Origin of the sequence: Microbacterium testaceum (assembly GCF_029761935.1) — a bacterium.
Taxonomy (GTDB): domain Bacteria; phylum Actinomycetota; class Actinomycetes; order Actinomycetales; family Microbacteriaceae; genus Microbacterium; species Microbacterium testaceum_A.
The window spans coordinates 2787984-2807448 of record NZ_CP121699.1 but is presented as its reverse complement, the minus strand read 5'-3'; the positions used below and the strand labels follow the sequence as shown (position 1 = coordinate 2807448).

Genomic DNA, 19465 nt, shown 5'->3' with positions numbered 1-19465 from the left:
CAGCAAACGCCCGACCCGACGGGTTCGTCCCACGGAAACGCCCCGCCGCCGGGTCTTTCCGGGGCGGGGCGTTCTCGAGGGATCAGGAGCCCGAGACCTCCGCAGCCAGGGCGCGGATGCGGTCGTCGCCCAGGTCGAGGCCGATGTCGCGGAAACGCTGACGCAGCACGTCGGCGATGCGCTCCTCGCTCTTGTCGCCGACGTCGGCGCGCGTCTGGACGACGACGCCGGCGATGCGGGCCTCGTCGTCGGTCGGGTGGGTGTCCATGGCCGGTTCGGACTGCTCGTCGGGCCGCGAGATCTTGCGATCGCGGTGCACAGCGCCGCCGACCGAGTCCGCGGCGTCTGCTCCCCCGTCGGGGCCGCTGGTGGGCTGGGGCGCCCGAGTGTCATCCGTCATGTCAGTCCTCCGTGCTCAGGTCGGGGTCGATGCCCTGGCTGGCGGCATCCCCCTCGATGGGGTCCGAGGGCTCCGCTTCGTTGAGGCGCGGCGAGCCCTTCGCGTGCTCGTTCTGCTCTGCGGTCTCACCGTCGGCGACGGCGCCGCTCTCCCACCCACCGGGAGGGTCGGCGTTGATGACACCCTCGGGCAGGTCGCGGTCGTCTGTCATGACTTCCCCTTTCGACCCGACCAGCTTCGTCGTGCGGGCGGAGGACCCGGCAGGGGTTGACGGCCGGACGCGGTCTGCGTAGGCGCTCGGTTCAGGAGGCGGGTCGCTGGTGCAGGATGGCCGCCCGCTCGGGGTGGGCTTCGAACCACTCCCCCACGTACCAGCACACGGGCAGGATCTCGCGGTCGCCCGCCGCCTCGATCGCGTCCACCGCGCGCTCGGTGATCACGGCGGCGTACCCGTGTCCGCGGAAGGTGGGGATGGTGAAGGCGCGGGTCAGGGCGACCGTGCGCCCGTCGTCGCGATAATCGAGGACCGAGACGAGGTCGTCTCCATCGTGCAGCGTGTAGCGGGACGCGGTCTTGTCGTCGGCGAAAAGCAGGTCGGCCATGACGGAGAGGCTACGCCGCCCTCGATGGACGGGCTCCGTCGCGGCAGAGTGCACGGTGCGACGGCCCGCGTGGCCGCGAAACTGAGCATGATGCGCACCTCTGACGGCATCCATGCCGATTTGACGAGGTCGGACACGCTGCGTCATAATCCCCCCATGACTCTCAATGCGCGTTCTCTGTCCGCCCGGGAGGCGAACAGGACTGCCGGCATGATGATGCCCGGCCGCGTTGCGATGTGTTGTCGAATGTGCCGCTAACAGCGACCCTCGCTCGGACCACCTCGGTTTCTGAACACCGACGTCGTCCCCCGGCCGCCTGACGTCCGCGTCGATCACGCGTATCCCGGCACCGCACTCCGGCCCTCCGGCCTCTCCCTCCCGTCGAACCCCGCTCTCGTTGACGCCCGGGTTCACACACCCAAGGATTCTCTCCTCATGTCGATCTCCGCCGTTCTCGACCGCCCCTCCACCGCCGCCGCCCGTCCCGCCGCCCGCGACGCCGCTCCCCACGCGACCGCAGCGTCGGCCCCTGCGGCTCGCCCCGTCGCCCCCGCCACCACCGCCCCGCGGGGCTTCGCCCTCTATGTCGGCATCGACGAGGCGAAGGCCGCCGCCGCCGGCGTCAGCCTCGGTACTCTCGTCGAAGCCCTCCGCCGCACGCTCGGCGAGCTGGCCCCCGCCGCCGAGACCTACGCGACGGTCGCCCTCGCCCCGGTCGGGTCCGGTGGCCGCGACGTGGACGTGGTGCGTCTCGCCCTGCACGAGCCGTCGGCGATCGCACGCACCAAGGACGAGCCCGCCGAAGAGGACCGCGCGCCGGGAGGCGTCGTGGTCGACATCTCGCGCAAGCGCGTGCTCATCGACGGCGAGTCCGCTGCGTTCACGTTCAAGGAGTTCGAGCTGCTGCAGTACCTCGTTCTGCGCGAAGGCCGCACGATCGAGCGCACCGAGCTGGTGGCATCCCTCTGGGAGGGCTCGACCGACGATGACGCCCCGGGCGAGCGCACCATCGACGTGCACGTGCGGCGCCTGCGCGCGAAGCTCGGCGTGTACGAGGACATCGTGCGCACCGTGCGCGGCGTCGGGTACCGCTTCGACCGCCACGCCGACGTGTCGATCCGCTACGGACACGGCACGCCCTCGCCCGACCGGTTCTGACGCCTCTTCCCCCTCCGCGGGAGCGGATTCTGCGGGACCGGATGCCGCGATGTCGGCGCTCGGACGTAGGGTGTCGGCATGAGGTCGATCGGGGTTCGCGGGCATCACGCGCCGCGTGAATTGGTCGCCCCCGCGGGCGATCCGATCGAATCGGAGTATCGCCCCGCCCGTCCGGTCGACATCGGCCGTACCGTCGCGGCACAGCGTCACGGTGCGAACGACCCCACGTATTTCGCCTCGCAGCCGCTCTCGGCCGGCGGCGTCGTCTGGCGGGTGAGTCGCACCCCCCTCGGGGTCGCCACCCTCGCCTTGCGCATGCGCGTCGGCGGCGCGGTCAAGGCCGCGGCGTGGGGGCCGGGAGCCGAGTGGGCTCTCGACCAGTTGCCCGCGCTGTGCGGTCGCGACGACGATCCCGACGGTTTCGACGCGTCGCGGCATCCGTCCGTCGCCGAGTGGCATCGCCGGCACCCCGACCTCCGCATCGGCCGCACCGACCTCGTCTTCGATGCGCTGGTCAGCGCCATCATGGAGCAGAAGGTCACGAGCATGCAGGCCTTCTCCGCCTGGCGGAGCATCGTCACCTGGTACGGCGAGCGCGCTCCCGGTCCGACCCCTCGGCCGATGTTCGCTCCTCCCGACGTCGACGGGTGGCGCCTCGTCCCCTCGTGGGCCTGGCATCGCGCGGGTCTCGAGCCGCCGCAGTCGCGCACCATCGTCGAGACGTCGCGCCGGGGTGCCTCCATCGTCCGTGCCGCCGAGGCGGCCGTCGACGGCGAGGCCCGCGATCGCGTCTTCATCAGCCTCCGCGGGGTCGGCATCTGGACGAGCGCCGAGACGCGGATCCGTGCCTTCGGCGATCCGGATGCCGTGAGCGTCGGCGACTACCATCTCTCCCATCAGGTGGGTTTCGCCCTCACGGGGCATCGCACCGACGACGACGGCATGCTCGAGCTGCTCGAGCCGTTCGCCGGGCACCGTCAGCGCGTCATCCGTCTGATCTACGCCGGCTCAGCGCTCGAACCGCGCCGCGGCCCGCGCCTGCACCCCGAGGATCACCGCGATCGGTGAGCCCTAGGCTGAGCCCATGACGCAGACGGGAACGGGCTGGCCTCGCGGACGGACGTACTGGGTTCTCGGGAGCGTGCTCCTGCTCGGCCTGGGGGTGCTGTTCGGCTTGGTGTGGCAGAACATCTGGCTCGGAATCGTCATCGCCGCCGCGGTGTCGGTCGGGTGGCTCCTCGCTTACGAGTCGAGCCGCGGACGCAACGTCGGCGTGAACGACGAGGACAACGGCATCCAGCTCTAGGTCAGCGCTCGCCGGCGAGGAGGGTGCGCCGCATCGGCACGTGGGGAATCCCGTCCTCGGCGAAGGGGGCCCCTGACACGACGAAGCCGAACCGCCCGTACCAGGGCGCGAGGTGCGCCTGAGCGTCGAGCAGGATCGGGATGCCGGGAGCCTCGGCATCCAGGAGATCGATCGCCGCTCGCATGAGGTCGGCGGCGATGCCGCGCCCTCGAGCCGCGGGAGCGGTGGCGACCCGGCCGATGCGCGTGTTCCCCGCCTCCCGGAGAACGCGGAGCGTCGCGAGGATCTCGTCGCCGTCGGCGGCCCAGAACAGCTCGGCGCCGGGCTCGATGTCGCGGCCGTCGATCTCGGGGTAAGCGGCCTCCTGCTCGACCACGAACACGGCCACTCGCATCCAGAGGATGCGGTACAGCGTGAGCGGGGCGATGTCGGCGACAGCGGAACGATGCACGGTGACGACCATCCCTCGACCGTACAACGGCCGGCGAGGCCGATCCACGCTCTCGCCTGGACCCCCGTCGGAGGTGCGCGCTAGCCTGCGGCCATGTCTTTCCAGGCGTATCTCGACAACATCGAGACCAAGACGGGCCTCACCCCGCGGCAGTTCATCGCCCTCGCCGAAGAGCGCGGTTTCGGTCCGGGCACGAAGGCGACCCCGATCCTCGAGTGGGTGAAAGACGACTACGACCTCGGGCGCGGCCACGGCATGGCCCTCGTGCACGTGATCACGAAAGGCCCGCAGATCCGCGATAAGCACGCCGGTCGCAGCGGGCCGCACGGCGACCAGAGCGTCACTCTCTGGCTCGACGGCGCGACGTCGAATCCGAACCCCTAGCCTTCCGCCGAGAAGCGTCTCGACGCCGCGATCTGCTCGCCGACCCGCCGCAGGGCCAGAATGAGCGGCTCGACGAGTGCGGTGCCGAGCACGACGTAGCGCACAGCGTCGTCCATCGACGTCTCGGGTGTCGCGGCGAGCTCCGCCTCGCCGATCGCGGCGAGATACGTGACGTAGCTGTCCATCACCGACGGCGGCACGGTGAACCCGGCGCGATCGAGCGTCGCGAGAGCCTGGGCGACGGCACGGAGCTGGTCGGGAAAACAGTCGACGGGTGATCCGCCCATGCGCTCGAGCAGCGCGGTCGCCGCGGTCAGGTCGAGGTCGCCGTCGACCACCGGGGTCACGGCGGCATTGGCGGCGCCGAGCAGGTCGTAGGGATTCTCCGGCGGCTCTTCGAGCACGCCGATCACCTTGCGCACCCCCGCGATCCCGACGCCCGCGTCGACGAGCGCGCGGATGACGCCGAGGCGCTGCACGTGCGAGGCTCCGTAGCTCGCCTGCGTCGGCGAGGTGCGCTCACCCTCGGGCAACAGCCGCTCGCGCAGGTAGTACTTGATGGTGGCGACGGGTACTCCGCTGGTCGCCGATAGTTCCGAAATCCGCACCGCTCGCCCCTTGACTCGATAGCAAGACTATCTAACACTGGATAGCGACACTATCGAGTGAGGACGAGCCATGGCATCCATCAATCCGGGACGAACGACCCACCGCTACGACGGCGAACTCGTCGTGTTCCACATCGGCATGACGGTCAACAAGTGGTGGCGACCCGACCAGTGGATGCCGCTGATGGCCGACATGCCCAGGATGCTGCGCGAGCTGAGCACCGACCCCGACTCCGGGCTCCTCGGTTTCACGATGCTGCTCGGCTCCCGGGGTCCCTACCTCGTGCAGTACTGGTCGTCGCTCGACAAGCTCTATGCCTACGCCTCGGCGCCGGCCCAGGAGCACCGGCCCGCCTGGACGCGTTTCAATCAGCGGGGGCGGAAGAACCCCGGCGCGGTCGGCATCTGGCACGAGACGCACGTGGTCGAGCGCGCTGAGACCATCTACGTCGCAACCCCGCCGATGGGTCTGCCGCGGGCGACCGAGATCGTGCCCGTCGCCTCGCGACACGACCGGGCCCGGGCACGCGTGGCCGACGGTCGCACGGGTGGTGCCGCCGCACCCGCCGGAGCGACAGACTGAGGGCATGGCCTCGATCCTCACCACCGCCGAAGAACTGCACGACGCCCTGTCCGCGGGCCGCTACGCCGACGGCGGCCCCGTCCGGGTGCTCGACGTGCGCTGGCGACTGGACCGCCCCGACGGGCGGCCCGACTACCGCTCTGGCCACGTTCCGGGGGCGCAGTACGTCGCTCTCGATCGCGACCTTGCCGACCATGACGCTCCCGTCACCGAAGGTCGGCATCCGCTCCCGCCGCTCATTCACCTGCAGGCGACAGCCCGCGGCTGGGGGATCGATGCCGGTGACACCGTCGTGGTCTACGACGACGCCAAGAACATGGCGAGCGCGCGGGCGTGGTGGCTTTTGCGCTACGCGGGGTTCACCGATGTGCGTGTGCTCGACGGCGCTCTGCGTGCGTGGACCGACGCCGGCTATAAGACCGAGAAGGGGGATGCCGCGACTCCCGTCCCCGGCTCGATCTCGCTGGCCTACGGGGCCCTGCCCACCCTCGCACTCGACGAGGTGGCATCCTTCGCCGAGGACGGCCTCCTGCTCGACGCGCGGGCGGGCGAGCGCTATCGCGGCGAGGTGGAACCCATCGACCCGCGCGCGGGACACGTGCCCGGGGCGGTGAGCGCCCCGACCACCGAGAACGTCGGCGGCGACGGCCGCTTCCGCTCCCCCGACGACCTGCGTTCGCGGTTCCGGATGCTGGGGGCCGAAGACGGCATGAGCGTCGGCGTCTACTGCGGGTCGGGCGTGACGGCGGCGCACCAGGCGGTCGCCCTGACGCTCGCGGGCTTCGAGCCGCGGGTCTTCGCCGGGTCATGGAGCCAGTGGTCGAACCACCCCGAGCTGCCCGTGGCGACGGGGCCGGAGCCGCGCTGAGCAGTCACGCCCACAGGTCGCTGACGGGGATCTCGCGAGCGAGAACGTTCTGCGCCGCCCGGTGTCCCGAGAGCAGCGCACCGGGGACGGTGGCGGGGTCGTCACCCCACGTCGCCTCGCCGGCGAGATGCAGCACCCCGTCGACCGGGGCGGCGAGATCGTCGTGGTCGGCGCCGACCGAACCGGGAAGCATGTACGCGTAGGACCCTCGTGAGAACGGGTCGTCCTGCCAACGCGTGACGATCGCGCTCGTCGGATCGGGAACACCGTCGCCATAGAGGCGGCGCAGCTGGACCATCGTCGACGCGATGATCCGCTCGTCGCTCCACTCGCGCGTCGCCACCGCGGCGGGTCCCGCGGCGAACGTGAGCAGGGCGGGCTCGTCGTGAAGCCGCCCGAGGTCGTACCAGGAGTGCCACCACTCCCCCTCGTCGCCGAGCTGACGGATGCCGTAGACCCCGGCATCCCAGAATCGCTCGGCGAAGCGCAGCACCACCTTCTCGAAGGCGTTCATCCGAAGCAGCCCGAGCGCCCGGCGATGCGGCTGCGGGAGAGGGGGCTCGATCACCAGGCCTCCGGCGTGCAAGACGCCGACGGGGACCGTGACCACGGCCTCCCTCGCCACGAACGTCCCGCGGTCCGTGTCGACCACGACGCCGGCGGCCGAACGCTCGACGCGCGACACGACGTGACCGAGACGGACGTCGAGACCCACCGCGAGGTTCGTCGCGAGCTCGTCATAGCCCCGGGGGAAGACGACCTCGTCGCCGTCGACGGTGTCATCGTCGAGACCGTGGGCACCGAGCTCGGCCATGCCGATGCCGTACTGCTCCTGAGCGCGGCGGTCGTTGTACTCCCGCACACGCTCCTTACGCTCGGCATCCCAGTCCTGCAGAGCGAGAGCACGCTCGACGACGTCCGCGTAGGTCGCGTCCGGCTCGGCGTCGCCGATGACGCGCGTGAGCGTCGCGTTGAGCGCGCGGATGTCTGCGGCGTATCCCGCCACCGCGTCGACGTCGAGGCGCCGACCCCGGGGGTCGAAGTACGCCAACGGGCGGGAGTCGGGCTGATACCCGCCGACGGTGAACTCCACCATCGGCATGCCGAAGGCTCGCGCCGCGGCCGCGACGGGGCTGTCGGTGATGCCGTGGATCCACGATGCGCCGCGATCGGTGACGTGGCCGCCGGAGCGATCGGTGAACACGCGCCCACCCACCCGGTCCCGCGCCTCGAGCACGACGACCCGGCGCCCGCCCCGCGCGAGGAGACGAGCGGCGGCGAGTCCCGAGATCCCCGCCCCGACGACCAGAGTGTCGACGGTTTCCATGGGCCCTCCCGCGTGCTCGATGTTCCGGCGACGCTACTGCGGGCGACGAGCTCTCGGCATCCGCCACTCTGGCGTGCGAGCGGCGGCGGGCTGGACGCGGTGTACACACCGCACGGTTCAGGCGACCGGCGCCTCTTCATCGCGGCGCTCGGGAACCGTACCCCTACGGCCGTAGCGCAGCCAGAAAAACAGGTAGCAGAGCCCCACGAACGGGATGCCGAAGTACAGGGCGGCGACCTGGTTCGGGTCGAACGCGATCGCCACGATCGACGCGGTCAACAGCACGAAGGCGAGGATCGGCACGAGCGGGTACATCGGCGTGCGGTAGGCGAGGGTCGAGAGGTCTCCTCCCTCGCGCAAGAACTGGCGCCGGTGAAAGAACTGCGCAGCGACGATCGCCATCCACACCGCCACCGCCGCGAAGCCGGCGATCGACACGAGCACGATGTACACCGTCTCGGCGGCGACGACGCTGGTGATCAGCGAGACGAGGCCGATCGCGAGGCTCACCAGCAACGCCACCATCGGGATACCGCGGCGCGTGAGCTTCGTGAAGGCGCGGGGCGCGTATCCCTCCTCGGCGAGAGAGAAGAGCATGCGCGCGCAGGAGTACAGCCCGCTGTTGCCCACCGAGAGCAGGGCCGTGATGACGACGAAGTTCATGATGTCGGCGGCGTAGGGCACCCCGACGATGTCGAAGACCTCGACGAAGGGGCTCTCGCTGACGCCGGCCTCGTCGTACGGCAGGAGCGCGGCGATCACGACGATCGAGCCGACGAAGAGCACGAGCAGACGCAGCACCGTCGAGCGCAGCGCGCGGGGGATGTTGCGGGCGGGGTCCTTCGTCTCACCGGCGGCGACACCGACGATCTCCGCACCGCTGAAGGCGTAGAACACGGCGAGCGAGGTGATGAGCACTCCGCCGAGACCCGCGGGCAGAAGCCCCTCGGGCGTGACGAAGTTGCTCAGCAGCACCGCCTCGTGCGGCTCGGACGAGAGCGGGGTGAAGCCGAAGATCGCCATGCCGCCCAGCACGATGAGGGCGACGATCGCGAGCACCTTGATGAGGGCGAACCAGAACTCGGTCTCACCGAACACGCGCGCCGAGATGGCGTTGAGGGTGAACAGCACCGCGGCGAAGACCACGCACCACACCCACACGTCGACGTTCGGGAACCACCTCTGCATGAGGATCCCGGATGCCGTGAACTCCGACCCCAGCGCGACGACCCAGCACAGCCAGTACAGCCACGCCGTGGCGAAGCCCGTCGCCGGCCCCATGGTGCGCGCGGCGTAAATATGGATCGAGCCCGAGACGGGGTAGGTCACCGCGAGCTCGCCGAGGCACACCATCACGAGCCACACGACGAAAGCGCCGAGCAGGTACGCGAGCACGGCCCCGAGCGGACCCGCCTGGGCGATCGTGTAACCCGAGCTCAGGAAGAGACCCGACCCGATGACGCCGCCGAGGGCGATCATGACGAGGTGGCGCGCGTCCATCGCGCGGCGGAGCTGCCTCTTCGGCTCGCCCGACTCGGCGCGGTCGACGGCGGGACCCGAGGGTCGGTTCATGAGGGTTCTCGCATTCGTCCTCGAGGGCCGCGCGTTCGGGCGACCGCACGTCAGAGTAGTTGATGACCGCTGGCTACGCTGAATGGAGCGCACCGGGTCCAGCCGGTGCCGGAGGAAGGACGGCGAGATGGCAGAGCGCCCCGACCGCACCGACAGCGACACGCTCGCCGAGGCGAGCCTCGCCGTCCACGGCGGCAAGCAGCTCGACAGCACCCGCGCTCTGCGCACGCCGCTGGTCATGTCGAACTCCTACGAGCTCCCCGACGACCCGAGCGAGATCAGCTGGTCGGCCACCGCGCCCGGGCTCTACACCCGCAACACCGGCGTCAACCAGCTCGCCCTCGAGCAGAAGCTCGCCGCCCTCGAGGGCGGAGAAGAGGCCGTCGCCCTCGCCTCCGGGGTCGCCGCCCTCCACGCGGTGTTCTTCACGCACGTGAGCGCGGGCGACCACGTCGTGGTGAGCGACGTCGTCTACGAGGCCACCTGGCGGCTCTGGAGCGAGCTGCTCCCCCGCCGCTACGGCATCCATGCCACCTTCGTCGACATCTCGGATCCGGATGCCGTCCGCGCGGCGATGCGGCCCGACACCAAGCTCGTGTGCGTCGAGGCGATCGCGAACCCGACCACCAAGGTCACGGACGTCGCCGCGATCGCGGACATCGCGCACGCGGCCGGAGCGCTGCTGATGGTGGATTCCACCTTCACCCCGCCTCCGTTCTACCGACCGCTCGCCGACGGTGCCGATCTGGTCGTGCACTCGCTGACGAAGTACATCAACGGTCACGGCGATGCGATGGGCGGGGCGGTGATCGGGCGGTCGGAGCTGATAGAGCCGATCAAGGCCGACGCGATGGTCGACGTCGGCGGCGTCATCTCGCCCTTCAACGCCTGGATGATCGAACGTGGATCCGTGACGCTCCCCCTGCGCCTGCGCCAGCACCTGTCATCGGCGGAGCGGATCGCCGCGTTCCTCGAGGCCGACCCCCGGGTGGCGTTCGTCGCCTACCCGGGCCTGCCCTCGCACCCGGGCCATGAGACCGCGCGGCGCCAGTTCGGCGGGCGGGGATACGGCGGCATGATGGCGTTCGCCGTCGACGGCGGACCCGACGCGCAGAACCGCATGGTCGGTCAGCTCCGCCTCGTCACCTCGGGGTTCTCTCTCGGTCACGACGACAGCCTCATCGTGCACACCGCCGCGGACGGACCGCGGACGGTGACGTATCCGGAGGAGTTCCGACGCTACGGGCACCTGCGGTTGTCGGTGGGTCTGGAGGATCCCGACGACCTGATCGCCGATCTCGCGGCGGCGCTGGACGCGTCGGGCGTCTGAGCTCGCCCTACGACTCGGGGAACAGTTCGCGGATCGTCGTGATGACGCCGTGATCGAGATTCGAGGGAGCGCGGTAGCGCGCGCGAGCGACGACCTCGGGGTGGGCCTCGCGCATCGCGTACGACCAGTCGGCGGCATCCAGCATCTCGAGGTCGTTGAGGTAGTCGCCGAAGGCGGCCGTCTGCGCGGGCGCGACGTCGAGCGCCTCTTGCAGCCGCGCGAGGGCCGCGCCCTTGTCGACGTGGAGGTTCATGATGTCGACCCAGTGACGCCCCGACACCACGACGCGGTGGGTGTCGGCGATCTCGTCGAGCGCGCGACCGACGCTGTGCTCGGCGACGGCGAAGTCGTAGATCGCGATCTTCAGGACGTCGTCGTCGACCTCGAGGATGTCGTCGACCGCCTCGAGCGCCGCGTAGTACGTATCGGCTTCGGCGCGGAAGGCGTCGTCGGTGCGCTCGATGTAGGCCGAACGCTTTCCGCACAGCACGACCCCCAGGTCGTATCCCCGCTCACCGAGATCGCGGAGGTGACGGACGACCCGCTCGACGACCTCGCGATCGATCGCGTCGGACGAGACCTCGACGCCCGCGCTGACGACGTACGCGCCGTTCTCGGCGATGAAGGTCATCTCGCCCGCGGCCTCGCCGAACGATCGCTGCAACGTGGCGAGCTGCCGACCCGAGGCGGGGACGAAGGCCACCCCGCGCTCCGCCAGCCGGGGCAGAAGGCTCCAGAGCGGGTCGGGGATGTTGCCCTCGCCGTCGAGAAGGGTGCCGTCCATGTCGACGGCGATGAGGCGGATGTCGTGAGGCACCGCCCCATTCTCCCAGGCGGGCGGCGGCTCGCGAATCGGTGGGCCAGCGGGTGACCCACACCATCCGGCGTGAGACGTTCGCGTGGACGCGCGCGCTGGCCCGCGACGACGCGGACGAGCGCGCAGGCCCCGTCTGACCCGGCCGCGGGTGGAGGCCCGGGATCGCGAGGCCCTCAGAACGGGGCCGCCTCGTCGTCGGGCGGCGACGGATCATCGGGCAGGAAGCGCACGGCGGGAGCGTAGGGCAGCGGCTCGTCCGCGTAGACACGACCGGACGGAGACGTCCATTCCAGGATGCCGCCGGCTCTCTGCCTCACCTTCCACCGGGTGAACTGTTTCTGCGAGTGGTGCCGCTGGCACAGGTGGGCGAGATTGTCGACGCGAGTCGCGCCACCCAAGGCCCAGTCGACCGTGTGATCGACCTCGCACCGGACGGCGGGGACAGCACACCCGGGCCACCGACAACGCCGGTCGCGGGCGCGGAGATGCCGGTCGATGGCGGAGGACCGCTGATACGTGTCGGTGAACAGCACGGCCCCCGTCACGGGGTGGGTGACCACGCGATCCCAGGGGACGGTCGTGGATTCCGCGATGCCACGAGCGGTCTCGGCGTCGATGGGACCGTGCCCGACGAGTTCCGCAGGGTCGAGGTTCTCGTCGCCGGGCCGCAGCATGGCCAGGGCGGGCACGACGACCTGCACGCGAGCACGGATCGCCCCGAGCACGCCGGGACCGTCATCGGAGCGGGTCGGATCGGCGACGGGAGCCGCCGCCAGAAGAAGGTCCGCCAGGATGTCGGCGCGCAACTGGTCGGTCGTGCGTTCGTCGGCGGCGGATGCCGTCGCTCCCTGGCCCTGAACAGGTTCGGCGGTCGTGCGGTCTACCTGCGGGTCCGGCCCGCCGACGGTCCGCGCATCGATCACCGCGCGGCTCTGCAGCGTCAGCCGGTCGTAGATGCCCACCGCGAGCACCGTGGGAAGAGTCGCGATGAGGTCGGACATGCCGTCCACGCCCGGCACGACCCGGACGCACCGCGTCTCGCGGCCCCGCTGGCGCCTCTCGGTCAGCGTCGTCGGGTGCAGCTTCTCGGCGAGCGCGGCCAACCGCGAACGCAGCCGCCCCGGGCTGAGCTGGGCGGCCCACCCGGCCGCGAGGGGGCCGAACTCCGGACGCCGATCCTCGGGCAGGGCGGCCCCGGCATCCAGCACGATCCGCACGTGGGCTCGAGTGAGAGCGCCCGCCTCCCAGGCGTCGACGACAGCGGGGTAGTCGTCGACGAGTTGCAGCGCCCGACCGATGTGCGTCTGCACGGTGCGGTCGGAGAGGTGCGCCACCGCGGCCACCTCGGACGCGATCTCTCGCATCGCCATGTCGGACGCGCGCACGGACGCCCTGTGCTCCGGGGCGCGCGTCAGGCCGTACTGGCCGAGAGCGGCGTAGGCCCGCGTGCGCCGGGCCTCGGCCGCGGCGAGCGCGGCATCGGCGGCGAGGGCCTCGGCCACCAGCGCCTCGCGCACGCTCGATCCCGCGGAGTCAGCGGGAGAGGGCGTCGACGAGAACATGTGTGCATGCTAGCGACGACCTCCGACATTCACGGGTCGTCGGGCGGGCCGCGGGGGAGAGATCGCGAAACACAGGGCATGGGGAGAAGCCCCCTCCGCCACCCGGAACCTATGAAAGAGAAAAGAACGTCCCAACCCCTCTTCCACTCCGTTATCTCACCGTTATAGAGTGCACGCACGGTAGTTGTTTTGCTGTGGCAGCTACCGACATGTGATTGCAGGACACTCTGGTGCAGGAAAGGGCCGGTCGGGATTTCCCGACCGGCCCTTCGTCCGTTTCGGAATGCGCGACCACGGCGACGCGGGAGGATGAGACGGTGAAAGACGAAGAGTTGACCGAGCCCGACGGGCGCATCGTGCTCGTGAGGCACGGCGAGACCGAATGGAGTCGGACCGGCAAGCACACCGGGCTCACCGACATCCCCCTGACCGAGACCGGTGCGTACAAGGCCGAGCTCGCCGGGACTCTTCTCGCCACGCGTCGATACGACCTCGTGCTCACCAGCCCCCTCCAGCGGGCGGTCGAAACCGCCGAGCGCGCGGGCTACGGCGACGCGCGGCACGAGCCGCGCCTGGTCGAGTGGGACTACGGCGCCTACGAGGGCCTGACGACCCCCGAGATCATCGAGCAACTCGGCCGCCCGTGGACGATCTGGCAGGCCGGGGCCCCCGCGGGGGCCACCCCGGGAGAGACCGTGGAGCAGGTCACCGAGCGCGCACAGTCCCTGCTCACCGATCTCCGGCCCCGCGTGCGTGCCGGTCAGCAGGTTCTGCTCTTCTCGCACTCCCACTTCCTTCGCGCTCTCGCGGGCACCTGGCTCGGCCTCACGGCGGCGGGCGGGCGGTACTTCGTCCTCGGCACTTCGGCCGTCAGCGAGCTCGGCTTCGAGCACGGCTCGGAGGTCATCACGCAGTGGAATCACGTGCGCGGACGCTGAGCCGCCCCACCCCTCGCGCATCGCGCGACGACGTGATGCGGAATCAGTGCGGAAGCGGCACGAACTCCTGCGCGGCGGCTCGCTGCACCTCGTCCTCGGCGTCGACGAATCCGAACGAGCGCAGCAGGGGCACCCAGAGCGATGTGAGGCGCGACGCCAGCGCGGCATCGTCGACGTCCCCGGTCTCGTAGACGCCGAACGTCGCCCCCAGAAGGAGCTCGGGAGCGAACGAGGGGACCTCGGCGACCCCGTGCGCGCGGGCGGCGGCGTCGAATTCGGCGGCGATGATGCCGTACCAATCGAATCCGTCGGGCACCTCGACCCCCTGTTTGCGCAGTTCATGGAGGAGCCGCGTGGCGCCGGCCGCGACCGGGCACGAACAAGCGTCCAACGACGCCGCCAACAGGAGCGCGGCGAGACGCTCGAGCCCGTGGGGCTGCGACAATCCCCCCTCGATCTCGCGCCACCGCGCCTGCTGCGACTCGATCACCGCGGCGGCCAGCGCCGTCTTGGAGGCGAACTGGTGGTACCCGATGGCGGACTTGGGGCGGCCCATCGCCTCGGCCACGCGCGCGAACGACGCGCCCTCGTAGCCGCGGATCGCGAACTGCTCGCCGGCCGCCTCGATGATCGCGCGCCGCGCCTCGGCCATGCCCTGCTGACGTCGGTTCACCTGCCCCACCCCTCATTCGCACCGGCGAGGCGGCGAGGTCGCCATCCGCGGTGTGTCCACCAGACGATCGTAGGGCGATGCCGCGCCTCCGAGTGCGGGGAACGGCCCTCCGGAGGGGGGATCCGCGCAGTCCCCAGATCTCGCTGCGGTGACGCGGAGACCCCTCGGAAAATCGATCACGAAAATATAACGGCGAGCTCTTCCCCTCCGTTACCTCACCGTTATAGAGTGCTGGCACGGTAGTTGTTTTGCTGTGGCAGCTACCGACATGTGATTGCAGGACACTCTTGGTGCAGGGACAAGGGCCGGTCGGAAGCCTCTCCGACCGGCCCTTACTCTCGCCCTCGATCAGGCCCCTTCTCTGTCGAGCGGATGCCGACACCCGATGCCCGCGCGCATCCGCCGCCGCCATCGACGACGGCGCCCACCCCGAGGGGCAGGCGCCGTCGTGGTGATCAGCTCCGGCGCGGTCGTCGTCGGATAGCGAGCAGGGTCGCGCCGACCGCGAGCAGCAGCGCCGCTCCCACCACCCACGGCACCAGCACGGCGGCATCCGCCCCCGTCACCGCGAGAGGCGCGCGCCCCGGTCGATTCCCTCCCGCTGCCCCGTCGGCGGTCGAACCGTCACCGGTTCCCGCACCCGGACGGTCCGGCGAACCCGCACCCGGCTGTCCGGGCGAACCCGACCCCGGGGCACCCGGCGCATTCGGATCCCCCGGCCCGACGGAGACCGCGCGCACGGTGAAGAGCGCGACGCGCGAGGAGTCCACGGCGCCGAACGGATCCGTCGATCGCACGTACCATCCCCGCTCCCCCTCCTCGGTCAGCGTCCAGGTCGCCGACAGCACGCTTCCGCTGTCGACGTCCGAGAACGAGGCGATCTCGTTCGTGCCGAGCACCTCGGCCGAGAACGCGTCCGTGCCGAGCGTGCGCTCACGCGGCTCGATGCCGAGCTGGTCGTATGTCAGCTCGAAGTCCTGCTGCGCGTACGGGTCGTCGGCCGGACCGAGCAGGCTCGGCTCGTCGGAGTTGTACTGGTCGAGCGACGGCGAATAGGTGCGCACCATCATGCGCTCGCCCTCGTTGTCGAAGTGCATCAGGCGCAAGAACCCGAGCCCTCCCTCGGGCAGGCCCTGGTAGTCGAACAGCATCGAATACACGGTGCGGTCGTCGACGCCGTCTCCATCGTCGTCGAAGGCATCCGTCCGGAGGAAGGCGTCGTGATAGTGCCCCGACATCACCATCCGCACGTTCGGATTGGGAGCCACCACCTCGTCGAGCACCCGCTGCGGGATGGCCCCGAGCCCTCCCGTGGTGAGGATGAACTCGTGCTGCGCCACGATCGCGACGCGATCGGGGTAGCGCTTCAAGACGTCGTTCATCCACGCGATCGACGCATCGTCCGGTAGCCACCCGGTGTACAGCATGAGGAAGTCGATGCCGCCCGCCGACACGAGGTCGTAGTGGCCGCGATTGTTCTCGTAGCTGCCGCCGTACCAGGGGTTGGCGGCGAAACGGTCCTCTCCGAAGTAGCGGCCGTAGTTCGTGTAGTCGCCCACGTCATGGCCGACGTCGTGATTGCCAGCGAGCACCCCGTACGGCAGACCCGCCGCGTCGAGGCGGTCGTACTGCACCGCCGCCCGGTCCCACTGCGGGATGACGTCGTAGTCGTCCACGATGTCGCCGGTGTGGAACACGTACTGCAGGTTCAGTTCTTCTCGACGGTCGAGGAAGTAGGAGTGGATGGCCTCCTGGTGCTTGTAGGGGTTCCCCGCCATCTCGTTCTCGTTGTAGTACTGCGTGTCCGACTCCCACCCGAGGGTGAAGTCGTAGTCCGAACGCGGCACGTCGGCGGCATTGTGCGGGGTGACCGCGGTGTCGCGCGTGCTCTGATCGGGTGCCGCGAAACCCTCGGAGTGCTGGACGAGCATGCGCACGACACCGTCGACCGCGTACTCGTCGACCGGAACGACTCCGTCGAGCTCGAAGGCCTCGTCGGCGTTCCGGGTGACGTGTCGGTCGACTTCATCCCAGCCCGACCCGTCGCGACGCTGCACCGACAGCACGACCGTCGCCCCGGCGTTCGCTCGTCCCGACCACGTCGATCGCACGTCGGCGCCCGCGTCCGCGGCATCCACTCCCACCTCGAAGAGCTGGTACGGGAACGCCTCGGTGCTCGAGACGTCGTCGCTCAGACCGTCGACGGCGGCGAAGGTCTCGACCTGAGCGCGCGACAGCGTCTGCGGCTCCGAGCGGTCCACCGAGGCGGCGTCGGCCACCGTGCCCGATCGCACCGCCACATCGCCGTCGGCCAGATCGAGTCGGCGACCTTCGAGGAAGGCGACATCGAGCGCGTCCCCCTGCGGGTCCTCGACCTTCGCCTGCAGGGTGACCTCGCCGGCCGAGACCTCGGCGCCGTCGGCGGGAGTGAGCAGCCCCGCGGCCGGCTGCTCCGCGTAGGTTTCGAAGACGGCCGACCAGGTGGTGGTGTTGCCGACTCCGTCGGTCGCGACGATCTCGAGCCGGTGGTCGCCGGCCTCGAGGTCGAGCGACGACGTCTTCAGGGGAAGGGTGATCTCGCGGCCGTCGAGTCGAGCGACGGTCGAGGCGACCCCCGACCCGGCGTCGACGATCTGCGCGTCGATGTCGATCGGGCCGCGGTAGGCGGTGCCGTCGACGATGCGCGAGGTCACCACGGGCGCGGTGTTGTCGACGCGCACGGTGCGCGTGACCGTCTCGTCGCCGTCGGTGGCCGAGACGACCACGTCGCCGTCAGCGCGGGAGGTGGTGTCCCAGGTGTGCGACACCGCCGAGTACGCGTCGTCGGGGATCGCGAAGCGTGCGTCGAAGAAGTCGAGCTTCCCGGCGCTGTCGCCCATCCTCAGCACCGCGGCCGGGTCGTCGTAACCCGCCGGGGTCAGGGTTCGACCGTCGGGGAGCACGAGACGCAGCCCCCGGATCTCGAAGTCGTCGTTGTTCTCGTCGGGGTCGATCTCGGGGGCCTTCTTCGTTCCGGCCCACACGCTCACGGTGAGGTCGTCGGCCTCCGACAGGTAGCTCAGCGGCACGGGGGTCGAGATGGTCTCCCACCCTTCGGTGCCCTTGTCGAAGATCGTCAGCACGTCGTCCGCGATGCGCACGCCGTTCTTGAAGTAGTAGTTGACGTTCGTCGCCTCGAAGACGAAAGTGGGTCGCCCCTCGAGGCTGGGTGTCGTCGCGACCGTCGCCCCGTCGATGCTCAGACTCAGCGGACTCGGATACGCGTTCCCGGATGCCACGATCTCGGTCGTTCCGCTGGCGAAGCGACCGTCGTCCACATTGAGGCGCACGGGGTCGTCGGAGGTGCCGGCGACGTCGACGCGGCGCTCCGTCGAGGTCTGGGCGTTCGTGCCGTCGGTCGCCGTGACCGTATAGGCGTACCAGTGCTTTCCGGTGAGGTCGACGGCCTTCACCGTGTGCCGGAAGACGCCGTCGCCCGCGTCGGTGAGGTTCACCCGCAGTGCGGTGGTGTCGACGTCGTTGCGCAGTTCGAGCGTCGCCGTGCGGACCTCGTGGTCGTCGCTGATAGCGAGGTCGATGACGAAGTCGTCGCCGGGGGCGATCTGCGCCGCCGTTCGATCGGTGATCGTGGGCGCCGTCGTGTCGACGGGGGTGGCGACGGGGGCCGAACCCACCTGATCGGGCTGGACGGTACCGGGGGTGGCCGGGGCCAGATCGACGAGGCGCTGCCGGGTCGCGTCTTCGGTCGCCGCGTAGCGGATCCCCTTGTCGGCCTGGGTGTCGTCGCGCCCGTCGAGGTTGTAGAAGGCGGCGCTGACCGGGTGGCCGGTGTTGGTGGACACCTGGATGCCGCGAGGACTGCTGTTCGCCATTCCCGCAGACGAGATCTCGACCAGGGACCGCCCGGCGACCAGGTCGGTGCCGAACTGGCGGTTGAAGTCGGCCGCGGTCAAGGCGTCGTTCGCGCCGTTCTTGATCCAGAACACGAGGGACCCGCGCCCCGGGATGACGACGTCGGAGGGAACGGCCGGCCACCGGCTGACCGTGCCCTCGACCGGGTAGAGGTAGTCGATCGCGTAGTCGGAGAAGTCGATGGGGGCGTCGGTGGCGTTGAAGACCTCGACGAACTCGTAGCCATCGGACCCGCCTACGTTCGCGGAGTCGGGGAGCAACTCGGTCACCTGCAGGGGCGCCCCCGCGGGAAGCGTCTCGCCGGGCGAGGTCGGCTCGGGGCTCGGCTCGGGCGACGGATCACCCCCGGGGCGCGTGACGGCCTCGGGCAGCACTGTCCCGGGCGAGGGAGCCGCGTTCACGGCGAGCACGTCCATCCGCTGCGCGGCGGGGTCCGACGGCAGCCGGAAGTGCGCGGCGAGGTCGACGCCGAACGCCCCCGTCGGGGCGTGCGACCATGACGAGAGCTCGCCGTGGTCGAGGACGCGGATCCCGCGGTTGCCCCCGTTCGCGAGCCCGGCTTGACCGGTGAGACGGGCCACCTGCACGCCCTCGTCGACGCCGTGACGCGCGCGGAACTCCTCGACCGTCCGAGCGGAGGTGTCGACAGCACCCGAGGCGTAGCTCACCCACAGCAGCGCCGTCTCGCCCTTCGCGAGCGTGAGCGGCTCGGCGGTGAGGGAGATGTCGCGCGAGCGGTCGGCCGAATCGGCGTACGAGTACGCGAAGGAGATCCCGGATGCCGCCAGGTCGACGGGCGCGTTCGAGACGTTGTGAATCTCGACGTATTCGAAGTCATCGGCACCGGTGTTGTCGGCGAGGATCTCGGTGACCACGATCTCGGCCGGTCCGGGCGCGGCGTGCGCGGCCGGGACGGCGAGGATCGGGACCGTGCCGGCGACGAGCATCGTCGACAGCGTTACGGAAAGGAAACG

General features: G+C 70.3%; 19 protein-coding genes. 8 read left to right on the top strand and 11 right to left on the bottom strand.

Translation table 11 applies throughout. From position 1 onward, the window contains the following. Positions 1-82: 82 nt before the first annotated feature. From QBE02_RS13405 to QBE02_RS13395, 3 genes are all read right to left on the bottom strand, one after another. On the bottom strand, positions 83-400 hold the full coding sequence (locus tag QBE02_RS13405; RefSeq protein WP_056224034.1) for a hypothetical protein: 318 nt from the start codon (positions 398-400) through the stop codon (positions 83-85). A gap of 1 nt (position 401) precedes the next feature. After that, entirely contained in the window at positions 402-611 is a 210-nt protein-coding gene (locus QBE02_RS13400) for a hypothetical protein (RefSeq protein WP_279366176.1), read from the bottom strand. A 91-nt stretch (positions 612-702) separates the two neighbouring features. Beyond that, a complete protein-coding gene (locus tag QBE02_RS13395) occupies positions 703-1002 on the bottom strand; it encodes a GNAT family N-acetyltransferase (protein ID WP_056224039.1) in 300 nt (99 codons plus the stop codon). 435 nt (positions 1003-1437) lie between these two features. Between QBE02_RS13395 and QBE02_RS13390 the strand changes: the two genes are divergently transcribed. From QBE02_RS13390 to QBE02_RS13380, 3 genes are all read left to right on the top strand, one after another. Beyond that, on the top strand, positions 1438-2160 hold the full coding sequence (locus QBE02_RS13390; RefSeq protein ID WP_279366175.1) for a winged helix-turn-helix domain-containing protein: 723 nt from the start codon (positions 1438-1440) through the stop codon (positions 2158-2160). Between the two features lie 78 nt (positions 2161-2238). Beyond that, on the top strand, positions 2239-3228 hold the full coding sequence (locus tag QBE02_RS13385) for a DNA-3-methyladenine glycosylase family protein (RefSeq protein ID WP_279366174.1): 990 nt from the start codon (positions 2239-2241) through the stop codon (positions 3226-3228). Between the two features lie 16 nt (positions 3229-3244). After that, positions 3245-3466 (top strand): hypothetical protein, encoded by a 222-nt coding sequence (locus QBE02_RS13380; RefSeq protein ID WP_279366173.1) that lies wholly within the window; start codon positions 3245-3247, stop codon positions 3464-3466. 1 nt (position 3467) lies between these two features. Here QBE02_RS13380 and QBE02_RS13375 read toward each other — a convergent pair whose 3' ends face one another. Next, entirely contained in the window at positions 3468-3929 is a 462-nt protein-coding gene (locus QBE02_RS13375) for a GNAT family N-acetyltransferase (protein ID WP_279366172.1), read from the bottom strand. Between the two features lie 81 nt (positions 3930-4010). Between QBE02_RS13375 and QBE02_RS13370 the strand changes: the two genes are divergently transcribed. Continuing rightward, positions 4011-4301 (top strand): DUF4287 domain-containing protein, encoded by a 291-nt coding sequence (locus tag QBE02_RS13370; RefSeq protein WP_279366171.1) that lies wholly within the window; start codon positions 4011-4013, stop codon positions 4299-4301. On the opposite strand, the gene QBE02_RS13365 is transcribed toward QBE02_RS13370, so the two are convergent. Next, complete coding sequence (locus tag QBE02_RS13365) at positions 4298-4909, bottom strand: MerR family transcriptional regulator (RefSeq protein ID WP_279366170.1); 612 nt, start codon at positions 4907-4909, stop codon at positions 4298-4300. The genes QBE02_RS13370 and QBE02_RS13365 overlap by 4 nt on opposite strands. A 70-nt stretch (positions 4910-4979) precedes the next feature. On the opposite strand from QBE02_RS13365, the gene QBE02_RS13360 reads away from it, so the two are divergent. Both QBE02_RS13360 and QBE02_RS13355 read left to right on the top strand, forming a co-directional pair. Beyond that, the gene (locus QBE02_RS13360) at positions 4980-5492 is read left to right on the top strand and encodes a DUF4188 domain-containing protein (protein WP_279366169.1); all 513 of its coding nucleotides are present in this window, start codon (positions 4980-4982) and stop codon (positions 5490-5492) included. Between the two features lie 4 nt (positions 5493-5496). Continuing rightward, entirely contained in the window at positions 5497-6360 is an 864-nt protein-coding gene (locus tag QBE02_RS13355) for a sulfurtransferase (RefSeq protein WP_279366168.1), read from the top strand. Positions 6361-6364: 4 nt separating this feature from the next. On the opposite strand, the gene QBE02_RS13350 is transcribed toward QBE02_RS13355, so the two are convergent. Together QBE02_RS13350 and QBE02_RS13345 are read right to left on the bottom strand one after the other, a co-directional pair. Continuing rightward, complete coding sequence (locus QBE02_RS13350; protein ID WP_279366167.1) at positions 6365-7687, bottom strand: flavin monoamine oxidase family protein; 1323 nt, start codon at positions 7685-7687, stop codon at positions 6365-6367. Positions 7688-7804: 117 nt separating this feature from the next. Next, positions 7805-9259 carry an amino acid permease gene (locus QBE02_RS13345; protein WP_279366166.1) on the bottom strand — a complete coding sequence of 485 codons (1455 nt, stop codon included), beginning with the start codon at positions 9257-9259 and terminating at the stop codon, positions 7805-7807. Between the two features lie 127 nt (positions 9260-9386). Between QBE02_RS13345 and QBE02_RS13340 the strand changes: the two genes are divergently transcribed. Next, entirely contained in the window at positions 9387-10589 is a 1203-nt protein-coding gene (locus tag QBE02_RS13340) for a trans-sulfuration enzyme family protein (RefSeq protein ID WP_279366165.1), read from the top strand. Positions 10590-10596: 7 nt separating this feature from the next. Here QBE02_RS13340 and QBE02_RS13335 read toward each other — a convergent pair whose 3' ends face one another. Together QBE02_RS13335 and QBE02_RS13330 are read right to left on the bottom strand one after the other, a co-directional pair. Beyond that, positions 10597-11406, bottom strand: coding sequence for a Cof-type HAD-IIB family hydrolase (locus QBE02_RS13335; RefSeq protein WP_279366164.1), 810 nt, complete (start codon positions 11404-11406; stop codon positions 10597-10599). 173 nt (positions 11407-11579) lie between these two features. Beyond that, complete coding sequence (locus QBE02_RS13330) at positions 11580-12968, bottom strand: HNH endonuclease signature motif containing protein (RefSeq protein ID WP_279366163.1); 1389 nt, start codon at positions 12966-12968, stop codon at positions 11580-11582. A 317-nt stretch (positions 12969-13285) separates the two neighbouring features. On the opposite strand from QBE02_RS13330, the gene QBE02_RS13325 reads away from it, so the two are divergent. Next, on the top strand, positions 13286-13906 hold the full coding sequence (locus QBE02_RS13325) for a histidine phosphatase family protein (RefSeq protein ID WP_279366162.1): 621 nt from the start codon (positions 13286-13288) through the stop codon (positions 13904-13906). A 43-nt stretch (positions 13907-13949) separates the two neighbouring features. On the opposite strand, the gene QBE02_RS13320 is transcribed toward QBE02_RS13325, so the two are convergent. Together QBE02_RS13320 and QBE02_RS13315 are read right to left on the bottom strand one after the other, a co-directional pair. Beyond that, positions 13950-14579, bottom strand: coding sequence for a helix-turn-helix domain containing protein (locus QBE02_RS13320; RefSeq protein WP_279366161.1), 630 nt, complete (start codon positions 14577-14579; stop codon positions 13950-13952). Between the two features lie 455 nt (positions 14580-15034). Continuing rightward, entirely contained in the window at positions 15035-19438 is a 4404-nt protein-coding gene (locus tag QBE02_RS13315) for a metallophosphoesterase (RefSeq protein WP_279366160.1), read from the bottom strand. Between the last annotated feature and the right edge of the window lie 27 nt (positions 19439-19465).